This window comes from Pseudogemmobacter sonorensis (assembly GCF_042762395.1).
In the GTDB taxonomy this organism is placed as follows: Bacteria; Pseudomonadota; Alphaproteobacteria; order Rhodobacterales; family Rhodobacteraceae; genus Pseudogemmobacter; species Pseudogemmobacter sonorensis.
The window spans coordinates 51,941-70,375 of sequence record NZ_JBEFZE010000013.1 but is presented as its reverse complement, the minus strand read 5'-3'; the positions used below and the strand labels follow the sequence as shown (position 1 = coordinate 70,375).

The following is an 18,435-nucleotide window of genomic DNA, read 5'->3' as shown; positions in this document are numbered from 1 at the left end:
CGCGGGCCGAAGGGCAGATCGGCCCGGTGCCATTCGGCGGCGCTATTCCGCGACGAGGCGGCTGATCACCACGGTCACCTCGGGCTTCTTGCCGATCTCCTCCATGGCGAGCTGGCGCACCATGCGGCGGATGTCCTCTTCCATCCGGTCGTCGTTCTTCAGCACCTTGCGGCCCGCGCGCTCCAGCCAGGCGGCCAGATCGGCCTCCATGCTTTCGTTCAGGGGGCGGCCGCCAAGGCCGGTGGGGCTCAGCCCCATCAGCTCGACCCAGGGCTCGCCCATCGGCACGTCGTCCTCGTCCAGGATCACCGTCACCAGCGCATGGCCGTTCAGCGCCATGCGGATCCGCTCGCGCACGATACCGTCCAGCGCGCCGATCAGGACCGAACCGTCCAGATAGATCCGCCCGGTCTCGATCCGCTCGGCCACCTCGGGGCTCTCGCCGGTCAGGTCCAGCATGGTGCCGTTGGTCGCCACCGCCGCCGGGATGCCGCCCTCAAGCGCCACCCGGGCGTGCTCTGAAAGGTGCCTGTGCTCGCCATGCATCGGCACCAGCATGTCGGGCAGAAGCAGGCGGTGGACATGTTCCAGATCCGGGCGGTTGGCATGGCCCGAGACGTGATAGAGCCCGCCCGCGTCGTCGACGATGCGCACCCCCATCTCGGACAGGTTGTTCCAGATCCGCAGCACATCCTTTTCGTTCCCCGGGATCACCCGGCTGGAAAACAGGAAGGTGTCGCCCTCGCGCAGCTCGAAGCCGAGGTATTTGCCCCGCGACAGCGCCGCCGCCGCCGCGCGCCTCTCGCCCTGGCTGCCCGTGACCAGAAGCATCAGGTTGCGGCGCGGGATCTCCTGCGCCTCCTCGGGGGTGACGGTGCGGGGGAAGCTGCCCAGGACGCCGGTCTCCTGCGCGACCGAGAGCATCCGCTTCATCGAGCGCCCCATGACGCAGACGGTGCGGTCGGCGGCCACCGCCGCCTCGGCCAGGGTCTTGAGCCGCGCCACGTTCGAGCCGAAGGTGGTCGCCACGAACATCGAGGGCGCGGCCGAGATCAGTTCCGCCAGCGGCCCGGCCAGGGTCGATTCCGACCGGCCGGGATGCAGCGAGAAGACATTCGTCGAATCGCAGGCCAGGACCTTGACCGGACGCTCCTTCACCACCTCGCGCCAGACGGCGTCGTCGAAAGGCTCGCCCACCACGGGATCGAGGTCGATCTTGAAATCGCCGGAATGGACCACCCGGCCCGCGGGCGTGTCGATCACCAGCGCGGCGCTTTCGGGAATGGAATGCGACAGCGGCACGAATTGCACGGTGAAGGGACCGGCCTCGACCCGGGCCGGGCGCGGATCGACCGTCACCACGGCGTCCAGCGGCTGGCCCGCCTCTTCCATCTTCAGCCGCGCGATGGCGGCGGTGAACTTGCGGGCATGGACCTTGGCGCGCAGCTTGGGCCACAGATGGCCCAGGGCGCCGACGTGATCCTCATGCGCATGGGTGATGAAGATCGCCTCAAGCCGGTCGGCCCGCGCCTCAAGCCACGACAGGTCGGGCATGATCAGATCCACCCCCGGCGCGCCGTCCATGTCGGGGAAGGTCACGCCCGTATCCACAAGGATCAGCCGCTCTTTCCCCGGCAGGCCATAGCCGTAGACATAGGCGTTCATACCCACTTCGCCGGCACCGCCGAGGGGGAGGTAGATCAGCCGCTCGCGTTTCATGCGTCTTCCTTGTTGAACTCGTTGATCAGGACGAGACCATGCATGGTCAGATCGTCCTCGATGGAATCGAACAGCGCGGTGTCCTGCGCGAAAAGAGGGGCAAGCCCCCCGGTTGCAATGACTTTCATCGGCTGGTTGCGTTCGCGGCGCAACTGGCGCACGACCCCCTCGACCAGCCCGATATACCCCCAATACACGCCCGACTGCATGCAGGCCACCGTATTCGTGCCGATGGCGCTGGCGGGTTTGGTGATATCGACATGCGGCAGCGCGGCCGCCGCCATGTGCAGCGCCTCAAGCGACAGGTTCACCCCGGGCGCGATCACCCCGCCCACATAGGCGCCGTCATGATCGACCACGTCGAAGGTGGTGGCGGTGCCGAAATCCACCACGATCAGGTCGCCGCCGTGGCGGTCGAAGGCGCCTGCCGCATTGACCAGCCGGTCGGGGCCGACCGTGGTGCCCTGGTCCACGCGCGGGGGATTGCGCAGGCGGCATTCGGGCTTGCCCACCACCAGCGGCCGACAGTCGAAATAGCGGTTGCACAGCACCCGGAGGTTGAAGACCACCCGGGGCACTGTCGAGGAGATGATCGCCTCGGAAATATCGGCCTCGATCCGGTTGAGCGTTTTCAGCGTGCTGAGCCAGACGAAATATTCGTCCGCCGTGCGCTTGTGATCGGTCGCCATGCGCCAGGTGGCGATGAAGCGCGACCCGTCCCAGATGGAAAAGACCGTATTGGTGTTGCCGCAGTCGATGGCCAGAAGCATGATCGCCCCCTTTCGCCCCAGAAAATCGCCCTAGAAGAACACATCCGCCGCCGGGATTGCCCGCCGCTCCGCGCCCTCGCGCAGGATCAGATTGCCGTCGCCGTCGATGGTTTCAAAGATGCCCTCGCGCGTCTCGCGGCCGGTGCGGGCGCGGATCCGCTCGCCCAGCCGGGCGGCGCGGGCCAGGAAGGCGGCGCGGATCGGCTCGAACCCCTCGACGCGCAGGACCGCCTCGTGCCGGACGACGGCGGGAGCGAGCGCATCGAGGAACCGCGCGGGCGCGATGCGCAGCCCGGTCTCGGCCAGCAGCGAGACCGGCGCAACGGCGCCCGGCTCCACCGCCTCGGGCGGCGGCGCGCCGATCAGGTTCACGCCGATCCCGATCACCAGCAGCCCCTCGGACGCCTCCAGCAGGATGCCCGAGATCTTGCCGCCGTTCAGCAGCACGTCATTGGGCCATTTCAGCGCGAAAGGCGCCGTCATGCCCGTCACCTCGGCGAAGGCGTCGTAAAGCGCCAGCGCGGTGGTGAAGCTGCGCAGGCCAAGCCGCGCCGGGGGATCGTCCAGCCTTTGCACCAGGCTGGCGTAGAAATTGCCGCGCGGGCTGGCCCAGGCCCGGGCACGCCGCCCCCGGCCCGCCGTCTGTTCGTCGGCCAGAACCCAGAGCGGCGCCCTCAGCCCCGGCGCGCGCCGGAAACATTCGGCATTGGTGGAATCGACCGCCGCGAGATGGACCCGCGCCGCGGCCTGAAGCGCCGCGGCCACCTAGCGGACAAGGGCTTCGGCGGCGGCCCGCGCCACCGGCTCGATCCCGAAAAGGTTGATCGACCCCAGCAGCATCGCCGCCGCGACCGCGACCAGCATCAGCCATTGCACCGGCGCCATCCGGCTTTGCGCCGGGGTGTCGCTGTCGCCGAAATAGACGAAGTAGATCACGCGCAGATAGTAGAAGGCACCGATCACCGAGGCCACCGCCCCCGCCACCGCCAGCCAGACCATCCCCGCATCCACCGCCGCCTTCAGCACAGCGAACTTGCCGAAGAAGCCGACGAAGGGCGGCACCCCCGCAAGGCTGAAGAACAGCGCCAGCAGCGCCAGCGCCTTCAGGGGCTCGGTCTTCGACAGCATGTTGAGGCTGGCCAGATCCGTCACCGGCCGCCCGTCGCGCTCCATCGACAGGATGAAGGCGAAGGTGCCGACGTTCATGGTGACATAGATCGCCATGTAGATCAGCGTGGCCTGGGTGCCCTCGACCGTGCCCGAGGCAAGGCCGATCAGCGCATAGCCCATATGGGCGATCGAGGAATAGGCCATCAGCCGCTTGATGTCCTTCTGGCCGATCGCCGCCACCGCCCCCAGATACATCGAGGCCACCGCCAGCGCCGCCAGCACCTGGCCCCATTGCGCGGGGATGGTGCCGAAGGCCTCCCAGGCCAGCCGCGCGATCAACGCCATGGCCGCGACCTTGGGCGCGGTGGCGAAAAAGGCGGTGACCGGGGTGGGAGAGCCCTCGTAGACATCGGGCGTCCACATGTGGAAGGGCGCGGCCGAGATCTTGAAGGCCAGCCCCGCCAGCATGAAGACCAGCCCGAACAAAAGCCCCAGCGGCACACCATCGGCGACCGTGGTGACGATCCCCGCGAACAGCGTGGTCCCCGCATAGCCGTAAACCAGCGAGGCGCCGTAAAGCAGCAGGCCCGACGACAGCGAGCCGAGGACGAAATATTTCAGCCCCGCCTCGGACGAGCGCGCGGAATCGCGCCGCATCGCCGCCACGACGTAAAGCGCCAGCGATTGCAGCTCCAGCCCCAGGTAAAGCGCCATCAGATCGCCCGCCGAGACCATCATCATCATCCCCAGCACCGCCAGCGCGGCCAGCACCGGAAACTCGAAGCGCAAAAGGCCGTGGCGGAACATGTAGTCCTGGCTCATCACCAGGACGGCGGCGGCGGAAAGCAGCACCGCCACCTTGCCGAACCGCGCGAAGGCGTCGTCGATGAACATGCCGCCGAAGGCCGTCCGCGCGCCCTCCCCGCCCAGGCCCAGCCAGAGCGCCAGCGCCACGAAGACCCCCGCCGTGGCCCAGACCAGCGGCACCGCCACCTTGTCCTTGCCGGTGTAGACGCCGAACATCAGGGCCGCCATCGCATAGAGCGCGAGCATGACCTCGGGCAGGACGATGCTGAAATCAACTGCGGTCATGGTCGGTCCCTCAATGCGTCACGGCGGCAGCTTCCGCGACGACGGCGGGAAGGCTGGCCTGATAGTCGGCGATCAGCTGGGCCACCGAGGGCCCGATGATGTCGGTGACAAGGCTTGGATAGACGCCAAGCAGCAGCGTCATGAAGATCAGCGGCGCGAAGATCGCCTTTTCGCGCAGGGTCATGTCCGAGATGGTCTTCAGGCTGTCCTTGACCAGATCGCCGAAGACCACCCGGCGATACAGCCACAAGGCATAGCCCGCCGAGAAGATCACCCCCGAGGCCGCGACCAGCGCGACCCAGGTGTTGACCTGGAAGATCCCCATGATGGTCAGGAATTCGCCGATGAACCCGCTGGTGCCGGGCAGGCCGACATTGGCCATGGTGAAGAACATGAAGACCAGCGCATAGCGCGGCATGCGCAGCACCAGCCCGCCATAGGCGTCGATCTCGCGGGTGTGCATGCGGTCGTAGATCACGCCCACGGCCAGGAACAGCGCGCCCGAGACGAAGCCGTGGCTGATCATCTGGAAGATCGCGCCGTCGACGCCCTGCTGGTTCATCGCGAAGATCCCCATGGTCACATAGCCCATATGCGCGACCGAGGAATAGGCGATCAGCTTCTTCATGTCCGACTGCACCAGCGCGACAAGGCTGGTGTAGACGATGGCGATGGCCGACATCCAGAAGACCAGCGGCCCCAGCAGGTCCGAGGCCACCGGGAACATCGGGATCGAGAAGCGCAGGAAGCCGTAGCCCCCCATCTTCAGCATCACCGCCGCCAGCAGCACCGAGCCCGCCGTCGGCGCCTGGACGTGGGCGTCCGGCAGCCAGGTATGGACCGGCCACATCGGCATCTTGACCGCGAAAGAGGCGAAGAAGGCCAGGAACAGCAGCGTCTGCGCCCCGCCCAGGATATGGATCCCCAGAAGCGAGAAGCTCTCGGATCCGAAGTCATGGGCCAGAAGCCGCACGATATCGGTGGTCTGCGCCTCCATATACATGAAGATCATCGCCACCAGCATCAGCACCGAGCCGAGGAAGGTGTAAAGGAAGAACTTGAAGCTGGCATAGATCCGGTTCGCGCCGCCCCAGATGCCGATGATCAGGAACATCGGGATCAGGCCCGCCTCGAAGAACAGGTAGAACAGCACCAGATCCAGCGCGGTGAAGACGCCGATCATCAGCGTCTCCAGCACCAGGAAGGCGATCATGTATTCCTTGACGCGCTTTTCTACCTCCCAGGCCGACCAGATCACCAGGGGCATCAGGCAGGTGGTGAGCATGACGAACAGGATCGAGATCCCGTCCACCCCCATCTTCCAGTTCAGGCCAAGGATCCATTCCCCCTCGGACAGGAACTGGAATCCGGTGTCCTGCGGATCGAAACCCGCAAGCAGGAACAGCGAGACGACGAAGGTCGCGGTGGTGGCGAACAGCGCCAGCCATTTGGCGTTCATCCGCGCCGCCTCGTCATCGCCGCGCAGGAAGATCGCCATGATCGCGGCGGCGACCAGCGGCAGGAAGGTGATGATGGAGAGAAGTTGTTGTGCCATGGATCTCGCGCCCCCTTACCTGGCGCCGCCGAAAAGCGTCATCCAGGTGACGAGGACGACGATCCCCAGCACCATGGCGAAGGCATAGTGGAACAGATAGCCCGATTGCGCCCGGGCGGTGAGCCGGGTGAAGAAGGGGATGATCCCCATCGCCACCCCGTTGATGGTGCCGTCGATGACCTTGACGTCGTTCCTCCAGAACAGCCGCCCGAGCGCGCGCGCGGGCCGCACGAAGAGAAAGTCGTAGACCTCGTCGAAATACCACTTGTTCAGGAGGAACAGATAGAGCGGGCGCTGCTGGCGCGCCAGCCGACCGGGGATCGAGGGGTCGCGAATATAGAACACCCAGGCCAGCACCAGGCCGGTCAGCATGGCGACGAAGGGCGAGACCTTGACCCAGTTCGGCACCATATGCGCCGCCGCGATGATCGTGTTGGGCGCATGGCCGTAATATTCGACCTTGGCCGGATCGACGCGGGCATCGACCAGCGCCTGCTCCTCGGCCCCGTAGGGCAGCATCAGCAGTGCGCCCTTCGGGGCGACGGCGACGGCATGGGTCTCGACGGTTTCGGCTGTATCGACCGCTTCGGCGGCATCCAGCGTGGCTGCGGCCTCTGCGCCAGCCTCCGGGCCAGCCTCGGCAGCGGAGTGGTCCTCGCCGCGATCATCGTCATGATGGACGGCGATCTGCTCCATGCCGAACCAGTCGCGCACCGCCACCTCGTCGCCGAAGAACACCTTGTACCAGATCATGCCCGAGAACAGCGCGCCAAGCGCCAGCACCAACAGCGGCACCAGCATGACGGCCGGGCTTTCATGCGGCTCGTGGTGATGGTGCCCGCCATGACCATGCGCGTCGTGACCGTGAGCATCGTGCCCATGATCCGAATGGCCATGCGCGCCGTGACCATGGGCATGGCCGTCATGGCCATCATCCTTCAGATGCGCCCGGTTCTCGCCGTAGAAGGTCAGGAACATCAGCCGCCAGGAATAGAACGAGGTCATCCCCGCCGCGATCACCAGCATCCAGAAGGCATAGCCCGATCCGATCCAGGCGCTCTCGATCACCGCATCCTTCGAAAGGAAGCCCGCGAAACCGTAATAGGTCAGCGGAATGCCGACGCCGGTGATCGCAAGCGTGCCGATCATCATCGCCCAGAAGGTGATCGGGATCTTCTTGCGAAGACCGCCATACCAGCGCATGTCCTGCTCGTGATGGGTGGCATGGATGACCGAGCCCGCGCCCAGGAACAGCATCGCCTTGAAGAAGGCATGGGTGAACAGGTGGAACATCGCCACCGGATAGGCCCCCACGCCCGCCGCCACGAACATGTAGCCCAGTTGGGAACAGGTGGAATAGGCGATCACCCGCTTGATGTCGTTCTGCACCAGACCGACGGTGGCGGCGAAGAAGGCGGTGGTCGCGCCAAGGAAGGTGATGAAGGCCGTCGCCTGCGGCGCGTATTCATAGACCGGCGACATGCGGCAGACCAGGAACACCCCCGCCGTCACCATGGTCGCGGCGTGGATCAGGGCCGAGACCGGGGTCGGCCCCTCCATCGCGTCGGGCAGCCAGGTGTGCAGGAAAAGCTGCGCCGATTTCCCCATCGCGCCGACGAACAGCAGGAAGGCGATCAGGTTCGCGGCATTCCAGTCGGCCCAGAGGAACCGCAGCGTCGTCTCGGCCAGCTCCGGCGCCTTGGCGAAGATCACGTCGAACTGGACGCTGTCGGTCAGCAGGTAAAGCCCGGCGATGCCCAGAAGGAAGCCGAAATCCCCCACCCGGTTGACGATGAAGGCCTTCATCGCCGCCGCCCCCGCCGATTGCTTGCGGTAGTAGAAGCCGATCAGCAGGTAGGAGGCGACGCCCACCCCCTCCCATCCGAAGAACATCTGGATCAGGTTGTCGGCGGTGACCAGCGTCAGCATGGTGAAGGTGAAGAACGACAGATAGGCGAAGAAGCGCGCCCGGTAGGGCTCGCCTTCCTTCCAGTTGTCGTCATGCGCCATGTAGCCGAAGGAATAGAGGTGGACGAGCGCCGAGACCGAATTCACCACGACCAGCATGATCGCCGTCATCCGGTCCAGCCGGATCGCCCATTCGGTGGTCAGCGTGCCGGACTGGATCCAGTCCATGAGCAGGATCCGGTCCGAGGGGAAATCCCCGCCCAGAAAGATCACCCAGGACAGCGCGGCGGCCAGAAACACCAGCGCGGTGGTCAGGATCTGCGCCGGTTTCTCGCCGATGATCTTCCAGCCGAAGCCGCAGAGGATGGCGCCCACCAGCGGGGCGAAGAAGATGATTGTCGCCATGACCTCAGCCCTTCATCACGTTCACGTCTTCCACGTCGATCGTTCCGCGGTTGCGGAAGAAGACGACGAGGATGGCCAGCCCGATCGCGGCCTCGGCGGCGGCGACCGTCAGCACGAAGAGCGTGAAGACCTGGCCGGTCAGATCGCCCGAATGGGTCGAGAAGGCGACAAGGTTCAGGTTCACCGCCAGAAGCATCAGCTCGATCGACATCAGGATGACGATCACGTTCTTGCGGTTCAGGAAGATCCCGAAAATGCCGATGACGAAAAGACACGCCGCCACCGTGATATAGTGTTCAATTCCAACCATCTTCTGTCCCTCGGGGCCTCTCGTGCCCTCTCGCGTGACCGGCCGGGCCCCGCAGGGCCCGCCTTCATCCTTCTTCCCCCGCCCGGCAAGGCGGGGGCGCCTGCGGGGGCGTTACAGCCCCTGCCCCGGCTTCACATCCTTCATCTCCAGCGTCTTGGCCGGATCGCGCCACATCTGCTGCAGGACGTTCTGGCGCTTGATCCCCTCGCGGTGGCGCAGGGTCAGCAGGATCGCCCCGATCATCGCGACCAGCAGCACCAGCCCCGAGGCCTGGAAGAGATAGATATACTTGTCGTAGATCAGCAGGCCGAGCGCGCGGACATTCTCCATCCCCTCGGGCGCGGGCGAGGCATGCAGGCTCTCGGCCTGCGGCGCCGTGGTCCAGGCGCCAAGCCCCAGCGTGATCTGCATCACCAGCACCAGCCCGATCAGCAGGCCAAGCGGCATCGCGCGGGCCATCTCGCCCTTCAGCGCGGCGAAATCGACGTCCAGCATCATGATCACGAACAGGAACAGCACCGCGACGGCGCCGATATAGACCACCATCAGCAACATGGCGATGAATTCGGCCCCCATAAGCACCATCAGCCCCGCCGCCGACAGGAAGGCCAGGATCAGCCAGAGCACCGAATGCACCGGATTGCGGCTGAGCGTGACCATCAGCGCGGCCAGGATCAGCACGACGGCGAATGCGTAGAAAGCCAGAGCGGCAAGGGTCATGGCGTTGCGTCCTTCCTTTCGTCGAAGACGGACTGGGCAAGCTCCAGCGCCTGTCTCATGGCGGGCAGGCCGCCGAACATGCTCATCTGCCAGATCACCTCGGCGATCTCGCGCTCGGTGGCGCCGGCCTCAAGCGCGTGGCGCACGGTCAGCTTCACCTGCGGCTCGGCCTGGGCGCCCAGCACGGTCAGCCCGGCCAGCGTCACCAGAAGCCGGGTCTTGGCGTCCAGCCCCTCGCGGTTGAAGGTGCGGCCGAACCACATCTCCATCAGATCCGCGGGCATGGTCGGGAACATCTTGTCCAGACCGGCGGCCCGGAACCCCTCGACCCCCGGATTGAAGGCGCGCAGCATCTCCTGCCCGCTTTCCATCATCTGCGCCAGCATCTTGGTGTAGGCCTCGTTCATGCCGCCCCCGCTTTCCGCCGTGCCATGCCCGAACGCAGCCCGGCCCGGGCCGCGAAAGCGCCCGCCGGGGTCAGGGTCGTTGCTGTTGGGTCCTTGCGCATGGCTGGGATGATGCTCCTGACTGGATCAGCGATAGGGCGCGTCGAGTTCGAGATTGCGGGCGATCTGGGCCTCCCACCGGGCGCCGTTCTCAAGGAGCTTCTCCTTGGTGTAGAACAGCTCCTCCCGGGTTTCGGTCGAGAATTCGAAATTCGGCCCCTCGACGATGGCATCGACCGGGCAGGCCTCCTGGCAGAAGCCGCAATAGATGCATTTCGTCATGTCGATGTCGTAGCGCGTGGTGCGGCGCGAGCCGTCCTCGCGCGGTTCGGCGTCGATGGTGATGGCCTGGGCGGGGCAGATCGCCTCGCACAGCTTGCAGGCGATGCAACGCTCCTCGCCGTTGGGATAGCGGCGCAGCGCATGTTCGCCCCGGAAGCGCGGGCTGAGTTCGCCTTTCTCATGCGGATAATTCAGCGTGGGCTTGGGCTTGAAGAAATAGCGCATGCCCAGGGCGAAGCCCTTGATGAAATCCATCAGCAGGAAGTAGCGCGTGGCGCGGGTCCAGTCGATATTGGCCATGTCTCTCTCAGCCTCCCACGGTCCAGCGCGCCCAGAAGGTGCCCAGGACCTCGAATTTCGCAAGGAACGCCACCAGGACCACCCAGGCCAGCGACAGCGGCAGGAACACCTTCCAGCCGATCCGCATCAGCTGGTCGTAGCGGTAGCGCGGCACGATGGCCTTCACCATGGCGAACATGAAGAACCACAGCCACATCTTGGCGACCATCCACCACCAGCCGTCCGGGATTCCGGGAATGGGCGACAGCCAGCCGCCGAAGAACAGCAGGCTGATCAGCGCGCACATCAGGAAGATGGCGATATATTCGCCCGCCATGAACAGCAGATAGGGGGTGGAGCCGTATTCGACCATGAATCCCGCGACCAGTTCGGATTCCGCCTCGGGCAGGTCGAAGGGCGGGCGGTTGGTCTCGGCCAGGGCCGAGATGAAGAACATCACCAACACCGGCAGATGCGGCAGCCAATACCAGTTCAGAAAGCCCAGCGAGCCCGATTGCGCATTCACGATCGCCGAAAGGTTCATCGAGCCGGTCGAGATCACCACCCCGATGATGATCAGCCCCAGCGAGACCTCATAGGAGATCATCTGCGCCGCCGAGCGCAACGAGCCGAGGAAGGCGTATTTCGAGTTCGAAGCCCAGCCCCCCATGATCACGCCGTAGACCTCAAGCGAGGAGACCGCGAAGACGAAGAGGATCGCCACGTTGATGTCGGCCAGCACCCATCCCGCGTCGAAGGGGATGACGGCGAAGGCCAGCAGCGCCAGCACGAAGGACAGCAGCGGCGCCAGGAAGAAGACCGGCCGGTCCACGCCCGCGGGCACGACGATTTCCTTCAGCACATATTTCAGCGCATCGGCGAAGGTTTGCAGGATACCCCAGGGCCCGACCACGTTCGGCCCGCGCCGCATCTGCACCGCCGCCCAGATCTTGCGGTCGCCGTAGACCATGAAGATCAGCGAGACCATGACGAAACCCGTCACCGCAAGGCTTTGCAAAAGCAGAAGAACCGCCGTCCCGAGGCCTGTGCTGAAAAACCCGTCCATCTTTCCCTCGTCCCCTTCAGACCGTCGGAATGCGCAATGCGCCGCAATCGCGCACCGTGACTTCGGCATCTATGGTGCGAAGCCCCTCGGGCAGCGCGGCCGAGATCAGATAGACCGCGTCGCCCCGCCAGGTCTCGCCCGCACGGGCCACCTGCGTCCTTACATGGCGCGCGAACCCGGCCCCCCGGATCAGCGCATATTGCGCGGCGGCGCAGCGGCCATAGGCCTCGACATCCGCCTCGGACCGCGCGCCTTTCATGGCGACGCGGAAACTGACCATATCCCCGTCCAGCAGAACCGTCTGGATCCCCAGATACTCCGCCCGCTCGGGGGCTGTTGTCACCTGCGGCCCCGGCGCGCAAGCCCCCAGGGCCGCCGGGGCGACCAGGAAGAAGACGGGGATCAGCAGGCGGTGCATCGTGATCACTCCGCCGCCAGGGGCTGCGCCGCGCGCGCCTTCTGCATCGCCGAAAGCTCGGCCATAACGCTGGAGGCGCGGGCGATCGGATTGGTCAGGTAGAAATCCCCGATCGCGTTGCGGAAGCTGGCGCTGGCGGGCAGGCGCAGATCGAGCGGTTGCCATTCGTTCTCGGCCACCTCGCCGATCCGGCCCAGATGCGGATGCGCCGCGACCAGATGGGCGCGCAGGCCCGCCAGGCTGTCCCAGGGCAGTTTCGCGCCCAGTTCGGCCGAAAGCGCGCGCAGGATCGCCCAGTTCTCCTTGGCCTCGCCCGGGGCGAAGCCCGCGCGGAAGGCCAGTTGCGGGCGGCCCTCGGTATTGACGAAAAGGCCGTTCTCCTCGGTCCAGGCGGCGCCGGGCAGGATGATGTCGGCGCGATTGGCGCCGCGGTCGCCGTGGCTGCCCTGGTAGATCACGAAGGGCCCGCCCTCACGCGCGATCTCGATCTCGTCGGCGCCCAGGTTGAAGATCACCTCCGCCCCTTCGGTCGCCGCCGCAAGTCCGCCCTCGGTCACCGCGCCCACGTCCAGCGCGCCCACCCGGGCGGCGGCGGTGTGCAGCACCAGAAGCTTGCAATTCCCCAGTTCCGCCACCTTCATGGCATGGCTCAGCACCGCCTCGCCATCGGCCTCGTTGACAGCCCCCTGCCCGACGATCACCAGGCCCGGCAATTCGGTGCCTTGCGAGATCTCGGGATCGCCCAGCAGCGCCACCAGCGCCGCGCGGTCGGTGCCGAGGTGGTGATACTCATAGGTCAGATCGACCGGCTGGCCGATCATCGCGATGCTGGCGCCGTTCAGCCAGGCCTTGCGGATGCGGGCGTTCAGCACCGGCGCCTCGACCCGCGGATCGCTGCCGATCAGCAGGATGCGCCGGGCGCTGTCGATATCCTCGATCTTCGCGGTGCCGACATAGGCGGAGCGGTTGCCCACCGGCAGCCGCGCGCCGTCGGTGCGGGATTCGACCTTGCCGCCCAGCCCCTCGACCAGAAGTTTCAGGCTGTAGGCGGCCTCGACCGGGACCAGATCGCCGATCAGCCCCGCCACTTTCGCGCCCTTCAGCGCGCCCGCCGCCTTTTCCAGCGCCTCGGGCCAGGTCGCCTTGCGCAGCCGGCCGTTCTCGCGGACATAGGGCACGTCGAGGCGCTGGCGCCGCAGCCCGTCCCAGATGAACCGGGTCTTGTCCGAGATCCATTCCTCGTTCACGCCGTCGTTGTTGCGGGGCAGGATCCGCATCACCTCGCGGCCCTTGGTGTCGATCCGGGTGTTGGAGCCGAGCGCATCCATAACGTCGATCGATTCGGTCTTGGTCAGTTCCCAGGGCCGGGCGGTGAAGGCATAGGGTTTCGAGGTCAGCGCGCCGACCGGGCAAAGGTCGATGATATTGCCCTGAAGGTTCGAATCCAGCGTCATGTTCAGGTAAGAGGTGATCTCGCTGTCCTCGCCGCGCCCGGTCTGGCCCATCTGGGTGATGCCCGCGACCTCGGTGGTGAAGCGCACGCAGCGGGTGCAGGAGATGCAGCGCGTCATCGCGGTCTTGACCAGCGGGCCGAGGTTCAGATCCTCGGAGGCGCGCTTGGGCTCGCGGTAGCGCGAGAAGTCCACGCCATAAGCCATGGCCTGGTCCTGAAGGTCGCATTCGCCGCCCTGGTCGCAGATCGGGCAATCCAGCGGATGGTTGATCAGCAGGAATTCCATCACCCCTTCGCGGGCCTTCTTGACCATGGGGGATCTGGTCTTGACGACCGGCGCCTGCCCCTCGGGGCCCGGGCGCAGGTCCCGCACCTGCATCGCGCAAGAGGCGGCGGGCTTGGGCGGGCCGCCCACGACCTCGACCAGGCACATCCGGCAGTTCCCGGCGATCGACAGGCGTTCGTGATAGCAGAAGCGGGGAATTTCGATCCCTGCGGCCTCGGCCGCCTGGATGATCGTCATCGCGCCATCGACCTCAAGCTCGATCCCGTCGATGTTGATTTTCTTCAGATTCGACATCCGCCTACTCCGCCGCGATCCGGCCGCAGCCATGGGTCTTCCATGCCTGCGCCTCATTCCGATACGACCAGCCGAAGGCAAGGTCGCTGTCACCATGGTCCCGGCGGTGCCGCCACCGCCCCTTCCTTTCGGCCAGATCCGGCGCCTCGGCCAGATCCGGGCGGCGGACCGTCTTCCAGACAAAAGCCTCAAGACTGGCGATATCGCGCCAGACCGACAGCGTCGAGGCCATGCGCGGATCGCCCGCACAGGGGCCGTCCGGGTCGGCCTGAAGGGCCTCCATCGCATCGTCATCCATCCGCCAGAAGCAACCTTCCGCGCCGAAACCTTCCGCGCGGGCGGCCAGCCCGTTCACCAGATCGGGCCCGGCGACGAAATCCGCCATCTCGGGCGCGTCCCAGTCATGGCCCAGCAGGCCGAAGCTGAACTCGGCCAGATCAACCGAGGGAGGATGCGATGCGGCCGTCATCCCCGGTCCCTCAGCAGATAGCCGATCAGGCTTTGCCGCGCGATCTCGGCCCGCCCGATGCCGCAATAGGCGTCCGGCTTGCCCGGCTCGGCGCCGCGCGCCTTCAGCCAGGCCGCCGCCTCGGCCTTGCCGCGCGCCTTTTCGCTGCGGCTTTCGACGAAAGCCTTCACCTCGGCCGCTGTATAGCCCTTCTTCAGCGCGTAATCGCGCAGCTTCATCAATTCGTTCAGCGCCCGCATCCTGCGGGCCTGGATCGCCGGGCAGTTGTCGACGATCTGATCGGCGATGAAGCCCTGCAACAGCACGTTGTTGATGTGCTTTTCCTGGTTGATCGGCTCCAGCGCCAGCGCCGGGGCGGCGATGCCGAAGGACAGGGCGAGGCTCAGGCACAGGGCGGGGGCCCGGAAAAGCGTCTTGAAACGGGTCATGGCGGATACTCCACAGGCTGCTCCGCCCGCGCGGAAAGGCTTGCAGCGGGGGCGCATCCCCCGTTCCGCCGGGCCGTGGCACCTTGCCAGAGCGCGCCCAGCCCCAAAACGCACGCCTTCGTGCATTTCATGTGATCCGCCAGGGCTGTAACATCTCGTGAGGCTCATGCGCAGCCCCCCGGAAAGACCCAGACCCCGCCGCCGTCGTGATGGCCGATCGCGGTCCCGTTGAAGCGCCCGCCCGCCTCAAGGCAGGTCGCACGGGCGCCGCGCTTGGCCGAAAGCCCCTGATCGGGGCCAAGACCGGCCAAGGCGGTCACGCGGATTTCCGAGCCCTCGACCGGGCGCGCGCCGTGGCGGGTCAACTCCGCCCCCGCCGAGCCGGGCCGCAGGGTGCCCCGGAAGGCCTCACCATCGACCGAGACCTGATATTCCCCCGGCGCCGCCCGCGAAACAATGGGCCCCGCAGCCCCGCCCGCCACGCAGCCCGACAGCAGAACAGCCGCAGCCACTGCCGGAAGGCAGCGGGCGGGGGCCGTTTCACCGATGGGCTGCATGCGGGCCATGATCACTCCGCCGCCAGCGCGGCCGAGATCCGGCCGGTCTTCTGCGCCTTGATCCGGTCCTCGATCTCATTGCGGAAATTGCGGATCAGGCCCTGGATCGGCCAGGCCGCCGCGTCGCCAAGCGCGCAGATCGTATGGCCCTCGACCTGTTTGGTGACCGAGAACAGCATGTCGATCTCTTCAAGCTCGGCCTCGCCGGTGACCAGCCGCTCCATCACCCGCATCATCCAGCCGGTGCCCTCGCGGCAGGGCGTGCACTGGCCGCAGGATTCGTGCTTGAAGAACTTGGACAACCGCCAGATCGCCTTCACCACATCGGTCGACTGGTCCATGACGATCATGCAGGCGGTGCCGAAGCTGGATTTCTTCTCGCGCATGCCGTCGTAATCCATGATGGCATCCTCGCACATCTCGGCCGTCAGGATCGGGCAGGAGGCGCCGCCGGGGATCACCGCCTTGAGGTTTTTCCACCCCCCGCGCACCCCACCGCCATGGCGCTCGATCAGCTCCTTCATGCTGATCGACATGCTTTCCTCGATCACGCAGGGCGTGTTCACATGGCCCGACATGGCGAACAGCTTGACGCCGGTGTTGTTGGGCCGCCCGAAGGACGAATACCATTCCGCGCCGCGCCGCAGGATCGAGGGGGCGACCGCGATGCTCTCGACGTTGTTCACCGTGGTCGGGCAGCCGTAAAGGCCCGAGCCCGCCGGGAAAGGCGGCTTCATCCGCGGCATGCCCTTCTTGCCCTCAAGGCTTTCCAGCAGCGCGGTTTCCTCGCCGCAGATATAGGCGCCCGCGCCGTGATGCAGGAAGACGTCGAAATCATAGCCGGTCTTGCAGGCGTTGCGGCCGATCAGCCCGGCCTCGTAAGCCTCGTTGATGGCGGCCTGAAGCGCCTCTTTCTCGCGGATGTATTCGCCCCGGATGTAGATATAGGCGGCGACCGCGTTCATCGCGAAACCGGCCAGCAGCGCGCCCTCGACCAGCGTATGCGGGTCGTGGCGCATGATCTCGCGGTCCTTGCAGGTCGCGGGTTCGGATTCGTCGGCGTTGATCACCAGATAGGCCGGGCGCCCGTCCGAGGCCTTGGGCATGAAGGACCATTTCATGCCCGTGGGAAAGCCCGCCCCGCCCCGGCCGCGCAGGCCGGATTTCTTCATTTCGTCGATGATCCAGTCACGGCCCTTGAACATGATCTGCGCCGTGCCGTCCCAATGGCCACGCGCCATCGCGCCCTTCAAGGAGCGGTCGTGCATCCCGTAGATGTTGGTGAAGATGCGGTCCTTGTCCTGCAACATCCCTGTCACTCCTTACCCCCGGCGCGCGCGCCAGATCTGCCATGTCACCGCCAGCGCCCAGATGAACGCCGCCAGCGCCGCAAGGTCGAAGAGGAAGACATAACGGACATCCAGCCCGATCCGTCCCCCCAGCCATTGCGCGACCATCCACAGGACCATGGTCCCGGCGATCACCAGCGCCACCAGGCGCGCCTTCGCGCCCGTTCCGTCGCCAGCCCCGCCGTTGCGGTCACCTTCGCGCATCAGCCCCTGTGCCCCGTGCCTTGGCCCTTTTTCGCCCGTCCCCGCGCCCCGGAAGCGCCCCGCATTCCGCGAGAGGGCATTCCGGGAGAGGGTCTCACTTCGCATCCTCGCCGCGGCCGACCTTTTCGGCCTCCTCGACCGAGCCGCCCGCCGCCAGAACCTTCGCCTGCGCCACCCAGCGGTCGCGCGTCACCCGGCCCTTGAAGCCTTCCAGATTGTCGTCGACCCAGGCCACCTCGGCCTCGGTCCATTCGGCGATCTGGTCGAAATGGTAGAAGCCGAGCTGGTGGCAAAGCTCTTCCAGCTTCGGCCCGATGCCCAGGATCAGCTTGAGGTCGTCCGGCCCGCCCTCGCGCGCGGCCTCAAGCGATTGCGGCTTCACGCCAAGCACCTCGGGCGCGGGCTCGAACTCGGGCTTGCCCTTGGCCAGCGCGCCGCCGGCCGCCTCGGGCAGGCCCTTGGCGGCCACGGCGGCCACGGCGGGCGGCGCCTCCTGCGGTGCGCTGACCGCGCCGGGCGCGCCGGGCAGTTGCGAGACCGCCTTGCCGCCGTCCCCGAGCCAGGGCGTCTCCAGCGGAACCTCGGTGCCGTCGATGCGCTTCACCGTCTCGCCGATGTCGACCGCGCGCTGGACCGAGCCGTTATAGGTCGCGCCGGTGCCCCTGTAATCGGCCAGCGAGGTCAGATTGCCCAGGGGTTCCGAGGAATAGCGCCCGTTCTGCGGCCCGGGCACCGGAACCTCGCCCGCCGAGAAGCGCGCGATCAGCCCGCGCAGCACCTCGGGCGTCAGATCCTCATAGTAATCCTTGCCGATCTGGGCCATCGGCGCATTGGCGCAGGCGCCCATGCATTCGACCTCTTCCCAAGAGAACTTGCCGTCCGCCGAGACGGTATGCGGCGTGGGCGCGATCAGCTCCTTGCAGACCGCGATCAGGTCCTCGGCGCCGCAGATCATGCAGGACGTGGTGCCGCAGATCTGGATATTCGCCACCGAACCAACGGGTTGAAGCTGGAACATGAAGTAGAAGGTCGCAACCTCAAGCACCCGGATATAGGCCATGCCCAACAGGCCCGCGACATATTCGATCGCGGGACGGCTCAGCCAGCCCTCCTGTTCCTGGGCGCGCCACAACAGCGGGATCACCGCCGAGGCCTGGCGCCCCTCGGGGTATTTCGAGATCTGCCCCTTCGCCCATTCCAGATTGGCGGCGGTGAAGGCGAAACTCTCGGGCTGGTCTTTGTATAGGCGGCGAAGCATTCAAAGCCCCGTGGCTGAGGAAGAAAGAACCCGGAAGCCGGGAGGGCGGACGCAGGC

19 protein-coding genes are annotated in these 18,435 nt (G+C 66.3%); all 19 read right to left on the bottom strand.

Annotation, left to right across the window (positions count from 1 at the left end; genetic code table 11):
* Nucleotides 1-42: 42 nt before the first annotated feature.
* The 19 genes from ABNX41_RS11585 to ABNX41_RS11495 all read right to left on the bottom strand — a co-directional run bounded on the left by ABNX41_RS11585 (nucleotide 43) and on the right by ABNX41_RS11495 (nucleotide 18,378).
* Nucleotides 43-1,719: a ribonuclease J gene (locus tag ABNX41_RS11585; protein ID WP_438669890.1), complete on the bottom strand. Its 1,677-nt coding sequence runs from the start codon at nucleotides 1,717-1,719 to the stop codon at nucleotides 43-45.
* Entirely contained in the window at nucleotides 1,716-2,489 is a 774-nt protein-coding gene (locus ABNX41_RS11580) for a type III pantothenate kinase (protein WP_438669889.1), read from the bottom strand. The genes ABNX41_RS11585 and ABNX41_RS11580 overlap by 4 nt, the downstream gene beginning before the upstream one ends.
* Before the next feature lie 30 nt (nucleotides 2,490-2,519).
* The gene (locus tag ABNX41_RS11575; protein ID WP_438669888.1) at nucleotides 2,520-3,254 is read right to left on the bottom strand and encodes a biotin--[acetyl-CoA-carboxylase] ligase; all 735 of its coding nucleotides are present in this window, start codon (nucleotides 3,252-3,254) and stop codon (nucleotides 2,520-2,522) included.
* On the bottom strand, nucleotides 3,255-4,691 hold the full coding sequence (nuoN, locus tag ABNX41_RS11570; RefSeq protein ID WP_438669887.1) for an NADH-quinone oxidoreductase subunit NuoN: 1,437 nt from the start codon (nucleotides 4,689-4,691) through the stop codon (nucleotides 3,255-3,257).
* Between the two features lie 10 nt (nucleotides 4,692-4,701).
* Nucleotides 4,702-6,246 carry an NADH-quinone oxidoreductase subunit M gene (locus tag ABNX41_RS11565; protein ID WP_438669886.1) on the bottom strand — a complete coding sequence of 515 codons (1,545 nt, stop codon included), beginning with the start codon at nucleotides 6,244-6,246 and terminating at the stop codon, nucleotides 4,702-4,704.
* A gap of 15 nt (nucleotides 6,247-6,261) precedes the next feature.
* The gene (gene nuoL, locus ABNX41_RS11560) at nucleotides 6,262-8,559 is read right to left on the bottom strand and encodes an NADH-quinone oxidoreductase subunit L (RefSeq protein WP_438669885.1); all 2,298 of its coding nucleotides are present in this window, start codon (nucleotides 8,557-8,559) and stop codon (nucleotides 6,262-6,264) included.
* 4 nt (nucleotides 8,560-8,563) lie between these two features.
* On the bottom strand, nucleotides 8,564-8,869 hold the full coding sequence (gene nuoK, locus ABNX41_RS11555; protein ID WP_438669884.1) for an NADH-quinone oxidoreductase subunit NuoK: 306 nt from the start codon (nucleotides 8,867-8,869) through the stop codon (nucleotides 8,564-8,566).
* A gap of 111 nt (nucleotides 8,870-8,980) precedes the next feature.
* Nucleotides 8,981-9,589, bottom strand: coding sequence for an NADH-quinone oxidoreductase subunit J (locus ABNX41_RS11550; RefSeq protein ID WP_438669883.1), 609 nt, complete (start codon nucleotides 9,587-9,589; stop codon nucleotides 8,981-8,983).
* On the bottom strand, nucleotides 9,586-9,996 hold the full coding sequence (locus tag ABNX41_RS11545) for a carboxymuconolactone decarboxylase family protein (protein ID WP_438669882.1): 411 nt from the start codon (nucleotides 9,994-9,996) through the stop codon (nucleotides 9,586-9,588). Before ABNX41_RS11545 ends, ABNX41_RS11550 begins: the two co-directional genes overlap by 4 nt.
* 126 nt (nucleotides 9,997-10,122) lie before the next feature.
* On the bottom strand, nucleotides 10,123-10,617 hold the full coding sequence (nuoI, locus tag ABNX41_RS11540) for an NADH-quinone oxidoreductase subunit NuoI (RefSeq protein ID WP_438669881.1): 495 nt from the start codon (nucleotides 10,615-10,617) through the stop codon (nucleotides 10,123-10,125).
* A 7-nt stretch (nucleotides 10,618-10,624) separates the two neighbouring features.
* Nucleotides 10,625-11,662 (bottom strand): NADH-quinone oxidoreductase subunit NuoH, encoded by a 1,038-nt coding sequence (gene nuoH, locus ABNX41_RS11535; RefSeq protein ID WP_438669880.1) that lies wholly within the window; start codon nucleotides 11,660-11,662, stop codon nucleotides 10,625-10,627.
* Nucleotides 11,663-11,678: 16 nt separating this feature from the next.
* Nucleotides 11,679-12,080: a YNQ4 family lipoprotein gene (locus ABNX41_RS11530; protein ID WP_438669879.1), complete on the bottom strand. Its 402-nt coding sequence runs from the start codon at nucleotides 12,078-12,080 to the stop codon at nucleotides 11,679-11,681.
* A 5-nt stretch (nucleotides 12,081-12,085) separates the two neighbouring features.
* Nucleotides 12,086-14,113, bottom strand: coding sequence for an NADH-quinone oxidoreductase subunit NuoG (nuoG, locus tag ABNX41_RS11525; protein WP_438669878.1), 2,028 nt, complete (start codon nucleotides 14,111-14,113; stop codon nucleotides 12,086-12,088).
* A 4-nt stretch (nucleotides 14,114-14,117) separates the two neighbouring features.
* Nucleotides 14,118-14,582: a DUF3291 domain-containing protein gene (locus ABNX41_RS11520; RefSeq protein WP_438669877.1), complete on the bottom strand. Its 465-nt coding sequence runs from the start codon at nucleotides 14,580-14,582 to the stop codon at nucleotides 14,118-14,120.
* Nucleotides 14,579-15,010, bottom strand: coding sequence for a DUF5333 domain-containing protein (locus ABNX41_RS11515; RefSeq protein WP_438669876.1), 432 nt, complete (start codon nucleotides 15,008-15,010; stop codon nucleotides 14,579-14,581). Before ABNX41_RS11515 ends, ABNX41_RS11520 begins: the two co-directional genes overlap by 4 nt.
* 164 nt (nucleotides 15,011-15,174) lie before the next feature.
* A complete protein-coding gene (locus ABNX41_RS11510; protein ID WP_438669875.1) occupies nucleotides 15,175-15,576 on the bottom strand; it encodes a hypothetical protein in 402 nt (133 codons plus the stop codon).
* A gap of 2 nt (nucleotides 15,577-15,578) precedes the next feature.
* Nucleotides 15,579-16,877, bottom strand: coding sequence for an NADH-quinone oxidoreductase subunit NuoF (gene nuoF, locus ABNX41_RS11505; RefSeq protein WP_438669874.1), 1,299 nt, complete (start codon nucleotides 16,875-16,877; stop codon nucleotides 15,579-15,581).
* A gap of 12 nt (nucleotides 16,878-16,889) precedes the next feature.
* Nucleotides 16,890-17,120: a DUF5337 domain-containing protein gene (locus tag ABNX41_RS11500; RefSeq protein WP_438669873.1), complete on the bottom strand. Its 231-nt coding sequence runs from the start codon at nucleotides 17,118-17,120 to the stop codon at nucleotides 16,890-16,892.
* A gap of 94 nt (nucleotides 17,121-17,214) precedes the next feature.
* Complete coding sequence (locus tag ABNX41_RS11495) at nucleotides 17,215-18,378, bottom strand: NADH-quinone oxidoreductase subunit E (RefSeq protein WP_438669872.1); 1,164 nt, start codon at nucleotides 18,376-18,378, stop codon at nucleotides 17,215-17,217.
* Nucleotides 18,379-18,435: the final 57 nt, after the last annotated feature.

Coding starts and splice junctions, on each gene's coding strand:
- ABNX41_RS11585 (WP_438669890.1), bottom strand. CDS start 1,719: ATGAAACGCGAGCGGCTGATCTACCTCCCCCTCGGCGGTGCCGGCGAA.
- ABNX41_RS11580 (WP_438669889.1), bottom strand. CDS start 2,489: ATGCTTCTGGCCATCGACTGCGGCAACACCAATACGGTCTTTTCCATC.
- nuoN (WP_438669887.1), bottom strand. CDS start 4,691: ATGACCGCAGTTGATTTCAGCATCGTCCTGCCCGAGGTCATGCTCGCG.
- ABNX41_RS11565 (WP_438669886.1), bottom strand. CDS start 6,246: ATGGCACAACAACTTCTCTCCATCATCACCTTCCTGCCGCTGGTCGCC.
- nuoL (WP_438669885.1), bottom strand. CDS start 8,559: ATGGCGACAATCATCTTCTTCGCCCCGCTGGTGGGCGCCATCCTCTGC.
- nuoK (WP_438669884.1), bottom strand. CDS start 8,869: ATGGTTGGAATTGAACACTATATCACGGTGGCGGCGTGTCTTTTCGTC.
- ABNX41_RS11550 (WP_438669883.1), bottom strand. CDS start 9,589: ATGACCCTTGCCGCTCTGGCTTTCTACGCATTCGCCGTCGTGCTGATC.
- ABNX41_RS11545 (WP_438669882.1), bottom strand. CDS start 9,996: ATGAACGAGGCCTACACCAAGATGCTGGCGCAGATGATGGAAAGCGGG.
- nuoI (WP_438669881.1), bottom strand. CDS start 10,617: ATGGCCAATATCGACTGGACCCGCGCCACGCGCTACTTCCTGCTGATG.
- nuoH (WP_438669880.1), bottom strand. CDS start 11,662: ATGGACGGGTTTTTCAGCACAGGCCTCGGGACGGCGGTTCTTCTGCTT.
- ABNX41_RS11530 (WP_438669879.1), bottom strand. CDS start 12,080: ATGCACCGCCTGCTGATCCCCGTCTTCTTCCTGGTCGCCCCGGCGGCC.
- nuoG (WP_438669878.1), bottom strand. CDS start 14,113: ATGTCGAATCTGAAGAAAATCAACATCGACGGGATCGAGCTTGAGGTC.
- ABNX41_RS11520 (WP_438669877.1), bottom strand. CDS start 14,582: ATGACGGCCGCATCGCATCCTCCCTCGGTTGATCTGGCCGAGTTCAGC.
- ABNX41_RS11515 (WP_438669876.1), bottom strand. CDS start 15,010: ATGACCCGTTTCAAGACGCTTTTCCGGGCCCCCGCCCTGTGCCTGAGC.
- ABNX41_RS11510 (WP_438669875.1), bottom strand. CDS start 15,576: ATGGCCCGCATGCAGCCCATCGGTGAAACGGCCCCCGCCCGCTGCCTT.
- nuoF (WP_438669874.1), bottom strand. CDS start 16,877: ATGTTGCAGGACAAGGACCGCATCTTCACCAACATCTACGGGATGCAC.
- ABNX41_RS11500 (WP_438669873.1), bottom strand. CDS start 17,120: ATGCGCGAAGGTGACCGCAACGGCGGGGCTGGCGACGGAACGGGCGCG.
- ABNX41_RS11495 (WP_438669872.1), bottom strand. CDS start 18,378: ATGCTTCGCCGCCTATACAAAGACCAGCCCGAGAGTTTCGCCTTCACC.